Source organism: Rhizobium sp. SAFR-030 (assembly GCF_059415005.1).
The window spans coordinates 118,233-136,942 of sequence record NZ_JBPFDO010000006.1; the positions used below are offsets into that span (position 1 = coordinate 118,233).

The 18,710-nt window shown below is 64.6% G+C and carries 15 protein-coding genes; 2 read left to right on the top strand and 13 right to left on the bottom strand.

Annotated features, from left to right (window positions below):
* Window positions 1-39: 39 nt before the first annotated feature.
* The 4 genes from fdhF to ACR65N_RS18635 form a co-directional block, all read right to left on the bottom strand.
* Entirely contained in the window at window positions 40-2,919 is a 2,880-nt protein-coding gene (fdhF, locus tag ACR65N_RS18620) for a formate dehydrogenase subunit alpha (RefSeq protein ID WP_440458217.1), read from the bottom strand.
* Between the two features lie 151 nt (window positions 2,920-3,070).
* On the bottom strand, window positions 3,071-4,627 hold the full coding sequence (locus ACR65N_RS18625; RefSeq protein ID WP_440458218.1) for a formate dehydrogenase beta subunit: 1,557 nt from the start codon (window positions 4,625-4,627) through the stop codon (window positions 3,071-3,073).
* A complete protein-coding gene (locus tag ACR65N_RS18630; RefSeq protein ID WP_440458219.1) occupies window positions 4,624-5,103 on the bottom strand; it encodes a formate dehydrogenase subunit gamma in 480 nt (159 codons plus the stop codon). The genes ACR65N_RS18625 and ACR65N_RS18630 overlap by 4 nt, the downstream gene beginning before the upstream one ends.
* A gap of 77 nt (window positions 5,104-5,180) precedes the next feature.
* Entirely contained in the window at window positions 5,181-6,116 is a 936-nt protein-coding gene (locus tag ACR65N_RS18635) for a LysR family transcriptional regulator (RefSeq protein WP_440458220.1), read from the bottom strand.
* 190 nt (window positions 6,117-6,306) lie between these two features.
* Between ACR65N_RS18635 and ACR65N_RS18640 the strand changes: the two genes are divergently transcribed.
* Window positions 6,307-7,383, top strand: coding sequence for a sensor histidine kinase (locus ACR65N_RS18640; protein ID WP_440458221.1), 1,077 nt, complete (start codon window positions 6,307-6,309; stop codon window positions 7,381-7,383).
* 141 nt (window positions 7,384-7,524) lie between these two features.
* Here ACR65N_RS18640 and ACR65N_RS18645 read toward each other — a convergent pair whose 3' ends face one another.
* From ACR65N_RS18645 to ACR65N_RS18685, 9 genes are all read right to left on the bottom strand, one after another.
* Window positions 7,525-7,932 (bottom strand): F0F1 ATP synthase subunit epsilon, encoded by a 408-nt coding sequence (locus ACR65N_RS18645; protein WP_430307539.1) that lies wholly within the window; start codon window positions 7,930-7,932, stop codon window positions 7,525-7,527.
* Window positions 7,933-8,038: 106 nt separating this feature from the next.
* Window positions 8,039-9,469: a F0F1 ATP synthase subunit beta gene (atpD, locus tag ACR65N_RS18650; RefSeq protein WP_430307540.1), complete on the bottom strand. Its 1,431-nt coding sequence runs from the start codon at window positions 9,467-9,469 to the stop codon at window positions 8,039-8,041.
* A gap of 23 nt (window positions 9,470-9,492) precedes the next feature.
* Window positions 9,493-10,371, bottom strand: a complete 879-nt coding sequence (locus tag ACR65N_RS18655) for a F0F1 ATP synthase subunit gamma (RefSeq protein WP_430307541.1) — start codon at window positions 10,369-10,371, stop codon at window positions 9,493-9,495.
* 30 nt (window positions 10,372-10,401) lie between these two features.
* Entirely contained in the window at window positions 10,402-11,931 is a 1,530-nt protein-coding gene (gene atpA, locus ACR65N_RS18660) for a F0F1 ATP synthase subunit alpha (RefSeq protein WP_440458222.1), read from the bottom strand.
* Window positions 11,931-12,497 (bottom strand): F0F1 ATP synthase subunit delta, encoded by a 567-nt coding sequence (locus ACR65N_RS18665; protein ID WP_430307756.1) that lies wholly within the window; start codon window positions 12,495-12,497, stop codon window positions 11,931-11,933. The genes atpA and ACR65N_RS18665 overlap by 1 nt, the downstream gene beginning before the upstream one ends.
* A 257-nt stretch (window positions 12,498-12,754) precedes the next feature.
* A complete protein-coding gene (locus ACR65N_RS18670; RefSeq protein ID WP_440458223.1) occupies window positions 12,755-13,138 on the bottom strand; it encodes an AGROH133_08824 family phage infection protein in 384 nt (127 codons plus the stop codon).
* A gap of 61 nt (window positions 13,139-13,199) precedes the next feature.
* On the bottom strand, window positions 13,200-15,428 hold the full coding sequence (locus tag ACR65N_RS18675; RefSeq protein ID WP_440458224.1) for a primosomal protein N': 2,229 nt from the start codon (window positions 15,426-15,428) through the stop codon (window positions 13,200-13,202).
* Between the two features lie 43 nt (window positions 15,429-15,471).
* A complete protein-coding gene (locus ACR65N_RS18680; protein WP_440458225.1) occupies window positions 15,472-16,614 on the bottom strand; it encodes an AAA family ATPase in 1,143 nt (380 codons plus the stop codon).
* Between the two features lie 65 nt (window positions 16,615-16,679).
* On the bottom strand, window positions 16,680-17,606 hold the full coding sequence (locus ACR65N_RS18685; RefSeq protein ID WP_440458227.1) for a GNAT family N-acetyltransferase: 927 nt from the start codon (window positions 17,604-17,606) through the stop codon (window positions 16,680-16,682).
* Window positions 17,607-17,739: 133 nt separating this feature from the next.
* Between ACR65N_RS18685 and ACR65N_RS18690 the strand changes: the two genes are divergently transcribed.
* Complete coding sequence (locus ACR65N_RS18690) at window positions 17,740-18,675, top strand: tyrosine recombinase XerC (protein WP_440458228.1); 936 nt, start codon at window positions 17,740-17,742, stop codon at window positions 18,673-18,675.
* The last annotated feature ends 35 nt before the right edge of the window (window positions 18,676-18,710 follow it).

An 18,710-nucleotide genomic window follows, 5' to 3' on the forward strand; every position in this document is an offset into this window, starting at 1 on the left:
TTCTGTCGTCCCTCAACACAATGGCAGGACCCGCCTGGCTCATTCCGCCGCCTCCAGCCTGGCTGCAATACGCCGCGAACGGCGTCCCAGTTCCTCGTATTCCTCCTGCCATTCGCTCGGGCCGTTGGATGGCGAGATCTGCACCGCGGTTACCTTGTACTCCGGACAGTTGGTTGCCCAGTCGGAAAAATCAGTGGTGATCACATTTGCCTGTGTATTCGGGTGGTGGAAGGTTGTGTAGACGACGCCCGGCGCGACGCGGTCGGTGATCAGCGCCCTCAGCGTCGTATCACCCGAGCGGCTGGCAAGCTTGACCCAGTCGCCATCCTTGATGCCGCGCTGTTCGGCATCGTGCGGATGGATCTCCAGCATGTCCTCCTGGTGCCAGACGACGTTTTCGGTGCGCCGGGTCTGGGCCCCGACATTGTACTGGCTGAGGATGCGGCCGGTGGTCAGCAGCAGCGGGAAGCGCGGCCCCGTGCGCTCGTCGGTCGCGACGTATTCCGTGCGTATGAACTTACCCTTGCCGCGCACGAAACCATCGACATGCATGATCGGCGAACCGACCGGGAATTTCTCGTTGCACGGCCACTGCACCGAGCCCATCTTCTCCAGGTAATCATAGGAGACGCCGGCAAAGCTTGGCGTGGTGGCGGCGATCTCGTCCATGACTTGCGACGGGTGGGTGTAGTTCCAGTTGAGCCCCATGGCCTGCGCCAGCTTCTGGGTTACCTCCCAGTCGGCATAGCCGTTCTTCGGCGTCATCACCTTGCGGACGCGGTTGATGCGCCGCTCGGCATTGGTGAAGGTGCCGTCCTTCTCGAGGAAGGTCGAGCCCGGCAGGAAGACATGCGCGTAGTTGGCGGTCTCGTTGAGGAAGAGATCGTGGACGACGACGCATTCCATGGCGGCGAGCCCGGCCGAGACATGCTTGGTGTCCGGATCCGACTGCAGGATGTCCTCGCCCTGGATGTAGATGCCCTTGAACGTGCCTTCGACGGCGGCATCCAGCATGTTGGGGATGCGCAGGCCCGGCTCGCTGGCAAGCGTCACGCCCCACAGCTTTTCAAACGTCTCGCGGGTCGCATCGTCGGAGATGTGTCGATAGCCCGGCAGCTCGTGCGGGAAGGAGCCCATGTCGCAGGAGCCCTGGACGTTGTTCTGGCCGCGCAGGGGGTTCACGCCGACGCCGGGCCGGCCGATATTGCCGGTGACCATGGCAAGGTTGGCAATCGCCATCACCGTCGTCGAGCCCTGGCTGTGCTCCGTGACGCCGAGGCCGTAATAGATCGCGCCATTGCCGCCGGTGGCAAACAGCCGCGCCGCGCCGCGCAGGTCGGCTGCCGGAACGCCGGTGAACTTTTCCGTCTCCTCCGGGCTGTGCTGCGGCTCGGCGACGAAGGCCGCCCAGTCCTCGAACTCCGACCAGTCGCAGCGCTCACGGATGAACGTCTCGTCGGCAAGGCCTTCGGTGACGATCACGTGGGCGAGCGCCGTCATCACCGCAACATTAGTGCCCGGCAGCAGCGGCAGGTGGAACGAGGCCTCGACATGCGGCGTGCGCACGAGATCGATACGGCGCGGATCGATGACGATGAGCTTTGCCCCCTGCCGCAGCCGCTTCTTCAGCCGCGATCCGAACACCGGATGGCCATCGGTGGGATTGGCGCCGATCACCACCACCACGTCCGAATGCTCGACGCTGTCGAAATTCTGGGTACCGGCCGAAGTGCCGAACGCTTGGCCGAGACCGTAGCCGGTCGGCGAATGGCAGACGCGGGCGCAGGTATCGACATTGTTGTTGCCGAAACCGGCCCGGATCAGCTTCTGGACGAGGTAGGTCTCCTCGTTGGTGCAGCGCGACGAGGTGATGCCGCCGATCGAGTCGCGGCCATACTGGTACTGGATGCGGCGGAACTGCGAGGCGACATAGGCATAGGCCTCTTCCCAGCTGACCTCGCGCCACGGATCAGCGATGTTTTCGCGGATCATCGGATTGAGGATGCGGTCCTTGTGGCTTGCGTAACCATAGGCGAACCGGCCCTTGACGCAGGAATGGCCGCGATTGGCCTGGCCGTCCTTGAACGGCACCATGCGCACCAGCTCCTCGCCCCGCATCTCCGCCTTGAACGAGCAGCCGACGCCGCAATAGGCGCAGGTGGTGACCGCCGAATGCTCCGGCTGGCCGATGGCGATCACCGACTTCTCGGTAAGCGTCGCCGTCGGGCAGGCCTGCACGCAGGCGCCGCAGGAGACGCATTCGCTGTCGAGAAAGTGTTCGTGGGCGCCGGGCGACACCCGGCTTTCGAAGCCGCGGCCCTCGATCGTCAGCGCGAAGGTGCCCTGCACCTCCTCGCAGGCCCGCACGCAGCGCGAACAGACGATGCATTTCGACGGGTCATAGGTGAAGTACGGATTGCTCTCGTCCTTCGGCATCCACTTGGCGTTGATCGCGCCCTCGCTGCGGGCCTTCACATGGTTGTCGCCCTCGTAGCCGTAGCGCACGTCGCGCAGGCCGACGGCGCCGGCCATGTCCTGCAACTCGCAATCGCCGTTGGCGGCGCAGGTAAGACAATCGAGCGGGTGGTCGGAAATGTAGAGCTCCATCACCCCCTTGCGGATCTGCTTCAGGCGCTCCGTCTGGGTGTGGACGACGAGGCCGGCGGCGACCGGCGTGGTGCAGGAGGCCGGCGTGCCGTTACGGCCCTCGACCTCCACCAGACAGAGGCGGCAGGAGCCGAAGGCATCGACCATGTCGGTGGCGCAGAGTTTCGGCACCTGGATGCCGGCCTCCCGGGAGGCGCGCATGATCGACGTGCCGGCGGGCACGGTGACGGCGCGGCCGTCGATGGTCAGCGTCACGGTCTCCGCGGATTTCGAGGCGGGCGTGCCGTAGTCGATTTCATGAACGAGGGACATTGCGCTTACCTTTCCGCCGGCATCCTCGGGCTTGTCCCGAGGATCTGCTGCGTCTGAATTTCGGGTATCCGTTCAGCAATGAATGTCGCCCGCATGGCAATGTCGGTAGATCCTCGGGACAAGCCCGAGGATGACGAGCACGAACCGTCACTCATTCGGCTGCCTCCACCATCGGCACCGGCGCGAAATCCTGCGGGAAATGCGTCAGCGCGCTCATGACCGGATAGGGCGTGAAGCCGCCGAGCGCGCAGAGCGAGCCGAACTTCATCGTGTTGCAGAGATCCTCCAGCAGCGCCCGGTTCTGTTCCGGCTCGATGCCGCGGGAGATCCGGTCGACCACTTCGACGCCGCGCGTCGAGCCGATGCGGCAGGGGGTACACTTGCCGCAGCTTTCGATGGCGCAGAATTCCATGGCGAAGCGGGCCTGCTTCAGCATGTCGGCAGTGTCGTCGAAGACCACCACACCCGCATGGCCGATCAGTCCGCCGGCGAGAGCGAAGGCCTCGTAGTCGAAGCTTGTCGAAAACAGCGAGACGGGGAAGTAGGCGCCGAGCGGACCGCCCACCTGCACCGCCTTGACCGGCCGCCCGGTGAGCGTGCCGCCGCCGATGTCGTTCACCAGTTCGCCGAGCGTCAGGCCGAACGCCGTTTCGTACAGTCCGCCGTGCCGGATGTTGCCGGCCAGCTGGATGGGGATCGTGCCCTTCGAGCGGCCGACGCCGAAATCGCGATAGAAGGACGCGCCACGGTCCATGATGATCGGCACAGACGCCAGCGACATGACGTTGTTGACGACGGTCGGCTTGCCGAACAGGCCCTGCAATGCCGGAAGCGGCGGCTTGGCACGCACCACGCCGCGCTTGCCCTCCAGCGAATTCAGCAGCGAGGTTTCCTCGCCGCAGACATAGGCACCGGCGCCGACGCGCACCTCCATGTCGAAGGCATGCTGAGAACCGAGCACCGAGGGACCGAGAATGCCCTCGCGCCGGGCGAGCTCGATCGCCTCGTTCATCACCGCGATGGCCTGCGGATATTCCGAGCGGGTGTAGACATAGCCCTTCGTCGCGCCGACGGCGATACCGGCGATCGTCATGCCCTCGATCAGCACGAAGGGATCGCCTTCCATGATCATCCGGTCGGCAAACGTGCCGCTATCGCCTTCGTCGGCATTGCAGACGATGTACTTCTGGTCGGCCACGGCATCGGCGACCGTCTTCCACTTGATGCCGGTCGGGAAGCCGGCGCCACCGCGACCGCGCAAGCCGCTCTCCGTCACCTCGGTGACGATCTGTGCCGATGTCATGCGCAGCGAAGCCTGGAGACCGATCAGGCCGCCGTAGCGCCGGTAATCGGCAAGCGACAGCGGATCGGTGATGCCGCAGCGCGCGAAGGTCAGCCGTGTCTGGCTCTTGAGGAAGGGGATCTCGCGGGTCAGGCCGTGAGAGAGGGGATGCCGGCCACCGGCAAGGAAATCGGCGCCGAACAGCGACGGTACGTCGGATGGCCTCACCGGGCCATAGGCGACGCGGCCATTTATCGTTTCGACCTCGACCAGCACTTCCAGCCACAGCATGCCGTGCGAGCCGTTGCGGACCACCGTCACGTCGAGACCACGGGCCGTTGCCTCGCGCTCGATGGCCGCGGCGACACGATCTGCGCCGACGGCGAGTGCGGCGGAATCGCGGGGAACGAAAACGGTGACGCTCATCGGCGCACCTCCGCAACGATGTCGGTCAGACAGTCCTCGTCGAGCCGGCCATACAGCGTTCCGTCAAGCATGGCGGCCGGCGCCGTGGCGCAGAGGCCGAGACAGTAGACGGGTTCGAGCGTGACGGAGCCGTCGCTTGCAGTTTCGTGCCAGTCGATGCCGAGCCTTGCCTTGAGGCCGTCGGCCAGCTGCTCGCAGCCCATCGCCTGACAGGCCTCGGCGCGACAGATCTTCAGGACGTGGCGGCCGGCCGGATGATCCCGGTAGTCGTGATAGAAGCTGACGACGCCGTGAACCTCGGCGCGCGACAGGTTCAGCGTCTGGGCGATCACCTGCTTGGCGGCCTCGGGGATGAAGCCGAATTCCGCCTGCACCTTGTGAAGGATCGGCAGCATCGGCCCTTCAAGATGGCGACAGTCATCGATGATCGAAAGGATCCGGGTTGCCTCATCCACCGCAACCGCGCGAATATTCATCAGGTCAGTCCTCCCAAACCGACGCAGATCCGTCCTCACCGGATCCGCTTGAGGGTAGACTGAGGCTCAACCCACGGTTAGGTCAATAACGGTGTGCCGTGGGTCGATAGGATTTTCCTATCGAAGTCGGCCGCCGCGGCCCGTGCCCGCGCCTCGTGCAACAGCGCCGAGACCAGCGGGGTGTGCGGTTCGCGATGGGTGGCGACCAGGCCGACGAGATGCTCGGCTTCCGGCTGGGCGATCGGGATCATCCGGATCTGCTCAGGAAAGCCGAATGATTCCGCGACGTTGCGCGGCATGATCGACGCCCACTGGCCGGTGCGGATATGTGAAAACAGGACGATCATCGAATTGGATTCGAGCGTCGGCTTGGCCCACACACCTGCCTCTGCCATGTGCTTGTTGATGATCCGGCGGTTCTGCATGTCCGGCGTCAATAGGCAAAGCCGAAGATTGGAAACCTCCTTCCAGGACACCTCGTCACGGTCGGCCAGCGGCGTTCCGGCAGCGGCGATCAGGTGATAGCGCTCCGAATAGAGCGGCACCGTCGTCACCCGCCCCAGCGGTTCGTTGTCAAGATAGGTGATGCCGGCATCGATCTCCAGGTTCTCCAACTGGCTCAGCACCTGCAGCGAGGTGCGCGAGGTGACGGAGAAGGTGACCGCCGGATGACGGGCCTGGAAAGGCTCGGTCAGGCGCGGCACCATGGCGAGCGCCGTCGGGATGACGGCGATGCGCATGTGGCCGGCGAGCCCCTTGCGGGCCGCCCGCATCTCCTCGCGCATGGTGCGCGTGTCGCCGACAATGCGGCGTGCCCATTCGAGCACCCGCTGGCCCTCCGGCGTCAGCCCCTGGAAGCGCGAGCCGCGCACGACCAGCACGACGCCGAGCTGATCCTCCAGCTGGCGGATGGCCGCCGACAGCGTCGGTTGCGAGACGCCGGACTCTTCCGCCGCCCTGCCAAAATGGCCGGTGCCGGCCAGCGTGATGAAGAATTCCAGCTTGTCGATCACCGCGTCTCCCCCTCTCCCCTGCTCCTTTACGGTTGTCGTCGTTTCTCCCGCCACACGTCAACCTCGCTCGCACGACTGTCGTGCCGGCTCGCGCAGATTTGGGTTTGCCAGGATGGCCCGCTACCCTAGATACTATGATCGCGACGCGGCCGGCCTGCCTGCGCGCCAGACAGAAAACTTGGAAGGCACCGTGAGCGTAAACCAGAGACCTCCTTTCCTGCAGGGTGACGGCAGATCCGCCCAGCTCGTTTCCCAGTTCGATTGGTCGGCCACGCCGCTCGGCCCGATCGAGAGCTGGCCGATCTCGCTGAAGACGGCCGTCGGTACCATCCTCAATTCGTCCTTCCCTTCCGCGGTCACATGGGGCCCGGACCTCACCCTCATATACAACGACCCGTTCCGCGCCATTCTCGGCAACAAGCCGGAAGCGATGGGCAAGCCGTTCGGTGTCGTCTGGGCGGAAGCCTGGGAGGTCATTGGACCGATCGCCGAGAAGGCCCGCGCCGGCGAGGCAACCTTCATCGAGGACTTTCCGCTGACGGTCGACCGCAACGGCTATCCCGAGCAGGCCTTCTTCACCTTCTGCTACAGTCCGCTACGCGACGACGAGGGCAAGATTGTCGGCATGCTCGATACCGTGATCGAGACGACGAAGCGCGTCGAGACAGAACGCCGCATCCAGCTGATGAATGCGGAGCTGCAGCACCGCATGAAGAACATATTCGCCACCGTCACCTCGATCGTCAGCCAGACGCTGCGTGGAGAGCGGCCTCCTGCGGAGACGCGGCCACTGCTGCTGCAGCGGCTGGCGGCCCTTGCCGGCGCCCATACCATGATGACCGATACGCCAAAGGGTGACGTGCCGGTGCGCCAGGTTCTGGACACGGTGCTTTCGGTACACCGGGCGGGCGACGAGCGGATCGAGATGAACGGCCCGACCATCGCCGTCAACGAGAAGCAGGCGCTGTCACTGGCGCTGGCGATCAACGAGCTGGCCACCAACGCCTTCAAGTATGGGGCGCTGTCGGCGGATGCCGGCCGCGTGCGCATCACCTGGCAGAAGGCGGGAGAACAGGGTTTCGACCTGAACTGGGTGGAGACCGGCGGACCGGCAGTACGGCCGCCGGAGCGACGCGGCTTCGGCACGACGCTGATGGAACGCGTCGCGCCGCACGATTTCGGCGGAACCGGGACGCTGACCTACGCGCCGGATGGCCTGCGCTATGCGCTGTCGACACCGAGGCTGAACATTCGCGATCGGGCCTGACGCAGCAGGTCCCACGAGTGACATGCCGACAAACAAAAACCGCCTGCAACGGGGTGCGTTGCAGGCGGTTTCGTTTCGTGGATATCCGCGTTCGCCCCGGGAAGCGCGACGCGCATGCACGGATGACTGCCGCGGGCTGGATCAGCCCGGCAGGACGGTGTGGTTGAGATGTGTCAGATCGGCAAGCATATGCTCGAGCTTCGTGCGGTGCTCGTCGGTCGGCGCGTCAGAAATGTCCTGACGCAGCGCTGCAATGCGGGCCTCGAACAGGTCGCGGTTCGTTTCGTCCTGCGCCACGGCCGATTCGGCAAGCAGCGTGCAGCTCTTCGGCAGGATGTCGGCGAAACCGCCGAACACGACGTACTTCTTCACCTGACCCGAAACGAGCTTGACGGTCACGACACCCGGCTTGATCGTCGTCATCGTCGGTGCGTGGTTGACCAGCACCGTCATCTCGCCGAGCGTCGCCGGAATCACCACTTCGGATACGTCTTCCGACACGAGCAGGCGCTCCGGCGAGACCAGTTCGAATTTGAAAGCTTCGGCCATGACGGTCAACTTCCTTAAAGTACATTACGCGCGCTGGGGGCTTTGCGTAACCGATGCGGGATTGGCGCGCCGGATGATCAAATCCCGCGCGCCGTCACTCAGCTGATCAGGCGGCTGCAGCCAGCTTCTTGGCCTTCTCGACCGCTTCCTCGATGGTGCCGACCATGTAGAAGGCAGCTTCCGGAAGGTGGTCGTATTCGCCGTTGACGAGGCCCTTGAAGCCCTTGATCGTGTCTTCGAGAGCAACCAGCTTGCCCGGTGCGCCGGTGAAGATTTCGGCAACGAAGAACGGCTGGGACAGGAAGCGCTCGATCTTACGGGCGCGCGCGACCGTCATCTTGTCTTCTTCCGACAGCTCGTCCATGCCGAGGATGGCGATGATGTCCTGCAGCGACTTGTAGCGCTGCAGCGTCGTCTGGACCTTACGGGCGATCTCGTAGTGCTCTTCGCCGACGATCATCGGGTCGAGCATGCGCGAGGTCGAGTCGAGCGGATCCACGGCCGGATAGATGCCCTTTTCGGCGATCGAACGCGACAGCGTCGTCGTCGCATCAAGGTGGGCAAACGAGGTTGCCGGCGCCGGGTCGGTCAAGTCGTCGGCGGGCACGTAGATGGCCTGCACGGACGTGATGGAGCCCTTGTTGGTGGTGGTGATGCGTTCCTGCATCTGGCCCATGTCGGTGGCGAGCGTCGGCTGGTAACCTACGGCCGACGGAATACGGCCGAGAAGAGCCGAAAGCTCCGAACCTGCCTGGGTAAAGCGGAAGATGTTGTCGACGAAGAACAGAACGTCCTGGCCCTTGTCGCGGAAGTCTTCAGCGATGGTGAGGCCCGTCAGCGCAACGCGGGCGCGTGCACCCGGAGGCTCGTTCATCTGGCCGTACACGAGGGCTGCCTTGGAGCCTTCGCCGCCGCCGTGCTTGTTGACGCCCGATTCGATCATTTCGTGGTAAAGGTCGTTCCCTTCGCGGGTACGTTCACCCACGCCGGCAAATACCGAGTAACCACCGTGCGCCTTGGCGACGTTGTTGATCAGTTCCATGATGAGAACCGTCTTGCCAACGCCGGCGCCGCCGAACAGGCCAATCTTGCCGCCCTTGGCGTAAGGTGCCAGGAGGTCGACGACCTTGATGCCGGTGACGAGGATCTGACCTTCGGTCGACTGCTCGACGAAGGCCGGTGCTTCCTGGTGGATCGCGCGCTTGTAGGGCGTGACCAGCGGGCCGGCTTCGTCGACCGGCTCGCCGATGACGTTCATGATGCGGCCGAGCGTCTCGACGCCGACCGGAACGGAGATTGCAGCGCCGGTGTCGGTGACCGACTGGCCACGAACGAGACCTTCGGTCGAGTCCATAGCGATGGTGCGAACCTGATTTTCACCGAGGTGCTGCGCGACTTCGAGAACCAGGCGGTTGCCGTTGTTCTCGGTCTCAAGCGCGTTCAGAATTGCAGGCAGTTCGCCGTCGAATGCGACGTCGACGACAGCGCCGATAACCTGGGTCACTTTGCCGAGGGACGAGCCCGTTGCGGTAGCCATGATACTTACCCTCTTTCTTTACTTCAGAGCGCTTCCGCGCCCGAAATGATTTCAATGAGTTCCTTGGTGATCTGTGCCTGACGCTGACGGTTGTAGGACAACGTCAGCTTGTTGATCATGTCACCGGCATTGCGCGTCGCGTTGTCCATTGCGGACATCTGCGCGCCATAGAAGGAAGCGTTGTTTTCGAGCAGCGCACGGAAGATCTGCACTGCGATGTTCTTCGGCAGCAGGTCGTCGAGGATTTCTTCCTCGCTGGGCTCGTATTCGTAGAGCGCCGAGGAACCTGTGGCGGCCTCGGTGGTCTCGAACGTTGCCGGGATGATCTGCTTGGCCGTCGGGACCTGGCTGATGACCGACTGGAAGCGCGCATAGAACAGCGTCGCAACGTCGAACTCGCCGGCATTGTAGAGAGCCAGAACCTTCAGCGCGACTTCGTCGGCCTGGGCGAAGCCAAGCTGCTTGACCTCGCGGAACGTCACGTAATCGACGATGTTGTCGCGGAACGTGCGGCGCAGGATGTCATTGCCCTTGCGGCCGACGGTCAGGATCTTGACCGTCTTGCCCTGGGCAATCAGCTTCAGCGCGTGGTCGCGAGCCATGCGGATGATCGAGGAGTTGAAGCCCCCGGCCAAGCCGCGTTCGCCGGTCGCCACGACCAGCAGGTGAACCTGGTCCTTGCCCGTGCCCGACAGCAGCAGCGGCGCCTCGACGTTGCCGGCATTGGCAGCCGCGAGGCTTCCGAGCACGGCATTCATCCGCTCGGCGTAGGGACGGGCGGCTTCCGCCGCCTCCTGCGCGCGGCGCAGCTTTGCAGCAGCGACCATCTTCATCGCTCTGGTAATCTTCTGCGTCGCCTTGACGGAGGCGATCCGGCTTTTCAGATCCTTAAGTGAAGGCATCCGTTATCGGTCCTCGAGCTTGATCCGTTTTCAGGCGAAAGACTTGGCGAACGTATCGAGCGCTGCCTTGAGCTTTGCCTTCGTGTCGTCGGAAACCTGCTTCTCGGTGCGGATTGCCTCGAGAACGCCGTTACCTTCGGTGCGCAGGTAGTTCAGCAGACCCTGCTCGAACTTGCCGACCTGATCGACGGGGATCTTGTCGAGGTAACCGTTGACGCCAGCGAAGATCACCGAAACCTGCTCTTCCGTCTTCAGCGGCGAGAACTGCGGCTGCTTCAGGAGTTCCGTCAGGCGTGCGCCGCGGTTCAACAGGCGCTGCGTCGAGGCGTCGAGGTCGGAGCCGAACTGGGCGAATGCCGCCATTTCGCGGTACTGCGCAAGCTCGCCCTTGATCGAACCGGCAACCTGCTTCATCGCCTTGACCTGAGCGGCCGAGCCGACGCGCGATACCGACAGACCGACGTTAACGGCCGGACGGATGCCCTGGTAGAACAGGTCGGTTTCGAGGAAGATCTGGCCGTCGGTGATCGAGATCACGTTGGTCGGAATGAAGGCCGAAACGTCGTTGCCCTGGGTTTCGATGACCGGCAGTGCCGTCAGCGAACCGGCGCCGCGCTCGTCGGAGAGCTTTGCAGCGCGCTCGAGGAGACGCGAGTGCAGGTAGAAGACGTCGCCCGGATAGGCTTCGCGGCCCGGCGGGCGGCGCAGCAGCAGCGACATCTGGCGGTAGGCGACGGCCTGCTTGGACAGATCGTCATAGGCGATCAGCGCGTGCTGGCCGTTGTCGCGGAAGTATTCACCCATCGCGCAGCCGGCGAACGGTGCGAGATACTGCATCGGAGCCGGATCGGACGCCGTTGCCGCAACGATGATCGAGTACTGCAGGGCGCCGCGCTCTTCCAGAACCTTGACGAACTGGGCAACCGTCGAGCGCTTCTGGCCGATGGCCACGTAGACGCAGAACAGCTTCTCGTTCTCGGGGCCGTTGTCGTGGATGGCCTTCTGGTTGAGGATCGTGTCGAGAATGATGGCGGTCTTGCCGGTCTGACGGTCGCCGATGACCAGCTCGCGCTGGCCGCGGCCAACCGGGATCAGGGCGTCGATGGCCTTGAGGCCCGTCGACATCGGCTCATGCACCGACTTGCGCGGGATGATGCCGGGAGCCTTCACGTCGACGCGCGAACGGCGCGTCGTGGCGATCGGGCCCTTGCCGTCGATCGGGTTGCCGAGCGCGTCGACGACGCGGCCGAGCAGTTCCGGACCAACCGGCACGTCGACGATGGCGCCGGTGCGCTTGACGGTATCGCCTTCCTTGATGTCGCGGTCGGATCCGAAGATAACGACGCCGACATTGTCGGATTCGAGGTTGAGCGCCATGCCGCGGATGCCGCCCGGGAACTCGACCATTTCACCGGCCTGGACATTGTCGAGACCGTAGACGCGAGCGATGCCGTCGCCGACGGACAGGACCTGACCGACTTCCGAAACTTCGGCATCCTGGCCGAAGTTCTTGATCTGATCCTTGAGAATTGCGGAAATTTCCGCTGCACGGATATCCATCAGCCGACCTCTTTCAATGCAAGCTTAAGAGTGGAAAGTTTGGTGCGAAGGGAACTGTCGATCTGGCGCGACCCCACCTTGACGATCAGGCCACCGAGAATGGTGGGGTCGACCGTCATGGCAATCGTGACGTCCTTACCGGTGACGCCCTTCAGCGCCGACTTCAATTCTTGTTCCTGCGCTGCAGACAGCGCATGGGCCGAGACGACCTCGGCGGTAACTTCATCCCGGTGACGGGCAACGATATCGCGGAAGGCGCGGATCATGCCGGGCAACGCAAACAGACGGCGATTGCCGGCGACGACCTTGAGGAAGTTCGCAACGACGCCGCGGACACCGGCCTTGTCCGCCAGCGCAGCCACGGCACGCGCCTGATCTGCGGACGAAAAGACCGGGCTGGCGATGAGACGCTTGAGATCATCACTCTCGTCGATCATTGCCTGAAAACGGTCAAGATCGGCGCGCACCTGATCGACGGCATTCGCTTCGAGCGCCAGCTCGAAAAGCGAGGATGCGTAACGATCGGCCACGCTGGAAGTCTGATGGGATGTGTCTGCCACGGGCACAAATTCCCTGATTATCACCCAATCGCGGAGCCTGCTTTCCCAAGTCAGACAAGCGGTTGAATATGCTTCTATTTCTCGAATTCGACCGAGGTCAGCCCCAGGCGTTTTTTCGAAATTCGCGGTTCGTCTAGCATAGGACACAGGGACTCGCAACACGCGCAGCCCCGGAAAGAGCCTTATCTGCAAGGGCTTGAAACGATTTTGTCTCAATCCGTGAAGAAATGCGCGGATCGGCCTCCTCCCGGCCTCCTCAGCCTTCAGAAGTAGCCGAACACATAGCCGAGCGGCAAGCACGAAACCACAACCTGAAGCAGCATAAAGCCGATGTTGCGAGGCGTCGCGCCACGATCGGCAAACACCGAGATCAGCCGTCCGAGCGCGCCGAGTGCCACCGCGGCACCGACGGCGAGATAGATCCAGTCCTGTGCCAGGAGAAGTGCCGTGCCGCCGAGACCGAGATACATGCCGCCGGTCGCGCGCGTCGCGCCGTAGCCTTCCGGCGTCACCACGCCGACCGAGAAGCCGGCCGCCTTGAGCGCCGCTGACGGCATCAGAAACAGCACGAGGCCGGTCAAGGCGACGAGCGCTGCGCCGATGAAGGCAAGCTGTTCGGGAAGTTCGCTGGGGAAGTAGAGTTCCATGCCGGATCCTTGGACATGCCGCACGTAAAGTGCGCCGGCCATAGCAGCCGGAGCGTGATTCTCAAAGGAAGCTTTGCGGATCGACGTCGAGCTGCACCTGCACCGTGCCGCGCACTTTCGGCCCGCTGCCGAGCAGCGTGCGTAGATAGGACTGCATGTCGCTGTTGCGCTTGCCATGTACCAGAAGCCGGAAGCGGTGCCGTCCGCGCACCAGCGCAAGCGGTGCTTCGGCCGGACCGAGCACGGCGATGCCGGCGACATGCGGGGCGGCGGCCCGCAGCCCGCGTGCATGGCCTTCGGCATCAGCCCGGCTGTCGGCCGAGACGATGATCGAGGCGAGCCGGCCAAACGGCGGCAGCACGGCCTTTTCCCTCTCGTTGATCTCCCGCTCGTAGAAGGCATAGGCATCGCCCGAGACAATCGCCTGCATCACCGGATGCTGCGGCTGATAGGTCTGCAGCAGCCCGTGGCTCTTCAGCCCGGTTCGTCCGGCACGGCCGGTAACCTGGCTCAAGAGCTGGAAGGTGCGCTCGGCGGCGCGCGGATCGCCGTTCGCCAGCCCGAGATCGGCATCGATGATGCCGACCAGCGTCATCAGCGGGAAATTGTGGCCCTTGGCGACCAGCTGCGTGCCGATGACGATGTCGGCCTCGCCATTGGCGATGGCTTCAAGCTCGATGCGCATGCGCTTCATGCCGCCCAGGAGATCGGACGACATGACGATGGTGCGCGCATCGGGAAAATGCTTCTCCACCTCTTCGGCGATCCGTTCGACGCCCGGCCCGCAGGCGACCAGATGATCCAGCGTTCCACATTCCGGGCATGCCTCCGGCGTGCGCTCCGAATGGCCGCACTGATGGCACTGCAGCTGGCTCTTGAAGCGGTGCTCGACAAGCCAGCTCGAACATTGCGGGCACTGGAAGCGATGGCCGCAGACGCGGCAGAGGGTGAGCGGCGCATAGCCGCGGCGATTGAGGAAGAGCAGCGCCTGCTGGCCCTTCTCTATGGTCTTCTTCACCGCCCGCAGCATGACCGGCGACAGGAAGCCGCCGCGTTCGGGGGGATGCCGGCGCATGTCGACAAGATGCAGGTCCGGCATCGCCGCATCGCCGAAGCGGGTCGGCAGGTGGACCATGTGATAGCGGCCGGTCTGGCCGTTGACCTGGCTCTCGACCGACGGCGTCGCCGACACCAGGACCACCGGGAACTGGCCGATGCGGGCGCGCACCACCGCCATGTCACGGGCATTGTAGAAAACCCGCTCCTCCTGCTTGTAGGCAGGATCGTGCTCCTCGTCGACGACGATGAGGCCCAGCTCCTCGAACGGCAGGAACAGCGCCGACCGGGCGCCGGCGACCACCCTCACCTCGCCGGTCACCACGCCGCGCCAGACCTTCTCGCGCATGCGCGGCGACAGGTCGGAATGCCATTCGGCCGGCCTGGCGCCGAACCGGTCCTGGAAACGGTCGAGGAAGCTGGCGGTCAGGGCGATTTCCGGCAGCAGGATCAGCACCTGCTTGCCGGTGCGCAGCGCTTGCGCGATCGCCTCGAAATACACCTCGGTCTTGCCCGACCCGGTGACGCCGTCGATCAGGGCTGCGGAAAACCCGCCCTCCTGCATCGTCTCGACGATTTCGGAAGCCGCCTGCTTCTGCGGCCCTTCGATGCGCGGTGCGACATAATCGGGATCGGGGCGCGCCACCACCGGCGGCGGCGGTAGAAAGGTGGTCTCGAAAAGGCCATGCCGGATGAGGCCGTCGACGACGCTCATCGACACGCCCGCCGCATGCGAAAGGCCGATGCGCGTCCACACCGCGCCATCCGCCACCCGCTCAAGAACCCGGGCACGTGCCGGCGTCATCCGGTCCGGTGCACCGCCCAGAAAGCGCAGCGCCTCGACCATCGGTTCCGGGTCCAGGGCTGCCGGTGCCCGTACCGCCATACGCGCCACCAGACCGGGTGGAGACAGCGTATAGGACGCCACCCAGTCGATGAAGCGGCGCATCTCGCCGGTAAGCGGCGGGCAGTCGAAGACGAGCGTGATCGGCCGGAGCTTTTTCGGGTCGAGCGGCCTGCCGCTGTCGGCGTCCGGGTCGTCCCAGACGACGCCGATGACCTGACGCGGCCCGAGCGGAACCTGCACCACCGAACCTGGCTCGACCGCCATGCCTTCCGGCACCGCATAGCTGTACGCCTCCGGCACCGGTAGCGGCACCAGGACGGGAACGGTATGGGTCATCTCGGGCGCTTCGAAAAGCTTGCCGAAGAGGTCGGACGAATCTTTAGCCATTGAGCGGGACCATGCCCCGATGCGGAACAAAAGGGAACCCGAATCAGATTTCGTCGTCCTCGTCGTCGATCACGCCGGTCAGACGCATGCCCTCGATCCAGGTGGCGCCCTCCCGCCGGATGACCCGCTTCGACCGCGTGCCGCAGCGCGCTTCCACCGCCGCGGCCAGCACTTCCGAATGGGTGACGATCCACACCTGGCTGGCGCGCGACGCCTCGGCGATCATGTCTGCCAGCGGCGGCAGCATGTCGGGATGAAGGCTCGCTTCCGGCTCGTTGAGGGCAATCAGCGGCGGCTGCCTGTAGGACATCAACCCGGCCGCCAGGCCGAGGAAGCGCAACTGCCCGTCCGACAGCTCGCGCGGCTGGAAAACCCGGAGCGGAAATTCCGGAAAGACCAGGCCGAACTCGGCATGCTCGCCCGGCTCCGGCACGGAGAGCTTGGCGCCACCGAGGGCAGCGGAGATTGCCCGCGCAAGTTCCACCGTATCGCCGCGGATGTGCACGAGCGTCGCGAACACAGCCGCCAGATTGCTGCCGTCCTCGTCGAGCAGCGGCGAGGTCACCGCCAGGCAGGGCTGCCTCAGCGGCGAGGCGCGGTCGGTCCGAAAGCCATGGAAGAAGCGCCAGCTGTCGATCATGCGGCGGAAGGTGCCGATCTCCGGATAGTGGCCGGCATCGCCGAGAAGCGCGATGGCGGTCTCGGAAGTCATCGCCTGCTCCGGATATTCCTGCATGCGCCCGGTCGGCCCGCGCACCATGATGCCGGGTCCGGCCCGTTTCATCATCGTCACCGGTCGCGAACCGGTTTCGACCGACAGCTCCTCGGCCTTCACCTGCGGCTCGAAGGCAAATCCGGCTGCCGCCTCGAGCGGCCGCAGTCCGGCCTCGACGCGATAGCGGAAAGTGATGGCGCGCTCCTCGTCCAGCACCTCCACTTCGAATTTGATGCGGAAGTTCTTCTCCGCGCGGCGTGGCCCTGACCACAGTGCCGACGCCATGCCGCCTTCGGCAGCAATCTCATGGGCAAGCGTGCCGCGCACCGCCGCCTGCACCAGCTGCAGGGCGCGGTAGAGATTGGACTTGCCAACGCCGTTTTCGCCGATGAACAGGTTGACGCCGGCGAGATCCATGCGGATCGCCCGCAGCGAGCGGTAGTTTGCGGCAAACATCGAACGAAGCAGCATGTGCCATTCCTAGCGCAGGACCGCGGCCGGATGAACCGGGGTCGGTGATCCGATAGGCGGATCGCTCAGGCGGCGGTCATCGCCGACGATCCCGGCGGCTGAAACACGGCGTCGCCATCGGCGGCCATTTCATTCACCGTATGGTGCTCCAGCGCCCTGGTCACCTCTGCCGGATCGCCGTCCAGCTGCTGGGGCAGGATCATCTGGCCGATGGAGAAATCGAAGTGGCCGCCCTTCTTGTTGAGCAGTTCGTAGAACACCGTCATGTCGCGCAGTTCCGTCGACCACTTGGCGAACCAGTAGAACAGGCCGGAATTGCGCGCCGTCAGATGCACCGGCAGGATCGGCAGATTGTACTTGCGCGCAAGCCCGACGGCCGAGGTCTTCCACGGCCGCTCGTTGAGCCGGCCGTTCTCCCAGTAGGCGATGCGGCCGGAGGGAAAGAGCACCGTCACCTTGCCCGCCTCCACCGCGTGGTTGGTCAGCCGCAACGTCTCGCGCGCCTTGAGCTTCGACTTGTGCTCCTCGCGCCATTCGACCGGGATGATCATCTCGGAAAACCGCGGATTGACGCGCACCGCATCGCGGTTGGCAAAGAACATCATGTCGGGACGACGTTCCTTGAGGAGATCGAAGACCGCGACGCCGTCGGCAATGCCGGTTGGATGATTGCTGACCAGGATGAAGCCGCCCGACGACGGAATACGCTGCGGGTTGCGGACGCGGATATCGAGCTTCAGCAGGTTGCTCAGGTGCTCGAACGACTGGAAGCCGGACAGGCTCTCGATGTCGTTGGTGAAGCGGATCGCCCGGCTGTAGCGCAGCAGCGAATACAGGAAAGGCCGCATGACCGGCCACAGCGGATGGTGGACGATGCGCGTGCCGCGCTCGGCAATCAGCGTATCGACGATATGGCCCGGGCTGCCGTGGGATACGAGGGCAATCGCCTCGGCTAATTGCCCGAACGCGGACAAGGCTTCACGGCGCTGCATAAGAACTCCCGCCAAACATGCACAGCTTTATCGCAATCCACTGTGATCGAAACGTGACGGTGCCCTCTTAGCGAATTGGTAACGCCACCGCCATCAATGTGGTGCCTGAGCCCACAAAAACAATGGACCTGGCGTGAACGAGATCCTCATCCTGGCGGGGCCTGACCTGCTGGAGCAGCGGCGGCAATGGCTGGACCAGCTGTCGGGCGAGCGACGTCTGGCGGCAAACACGCTGCAGGCCTACGAGCGGGACACGCGGCAGTTCCTGACCTTCCTGACCACGCATCTTGGCCATCCGCCGGCTCTGTCGCACATCCACACCCTGCGCACCGCCGACCTTCGCGCCTTTCTGGCCAAGCGGCGAAGGGACGGCTCCGGCGCCCGCTCGCTCGGCCGGCACCTGGCAGGACTGCGGTCGTTCCTGCGCTACCTGGAACGGAAGGGCCTGATCAACGCCGCCGCCGCCGGCGCCATCCGCGCGCCGCGTCAGCCGAAATCGCTGCCCAAGCCGCTCACCGACCGCCAGGCCGTCGAGCTGGTGACCCGCCAGGCGCAGCTCAACGACGAGCCATGGATCGCCGCCCGCGACGCCGCCGTGTTGACGCTGCTCTACGGCTGCGGCCTGCGCATTGCGGAAGCACTGGACCTGACGCCCGCCGACCTGCCGGGAGATGCCCGCACGCTGCGTGTCACCGGCAAGGGCGGCAAGACGCGGATCGTGCCGGTGCTCGACGTCGTGCCGCGCGCCATCGACGAGTATCGCACGCTCTGCCCCTACCATCTCGACGACGACCAGCCGCTGTTTCGCGGCGCCCGCGGTGGAAAGCTGCAGCCGGCGATCATCCAGCGCGAGATGCAGAAGCTGCGCGGCGCGATGGGGCTACCCGACAGCGCCACGCCGCATGCGCTGCGCCATTCCTTCGCCACCCACCTCCTGGCAGGCGGCGGCGACCTGCGCACCATCCAGGAACTGCTCGGCCATGCCAGCCTGTCTACGACGCAGATCTATACCGGCGTCGACCAGGCGCGGCTGCTGGAAGTTTACGACCGCGCCCATCCGCGCGCCTGAGGAACAGGCCGGCAGACACCGCATTAACCATGTTC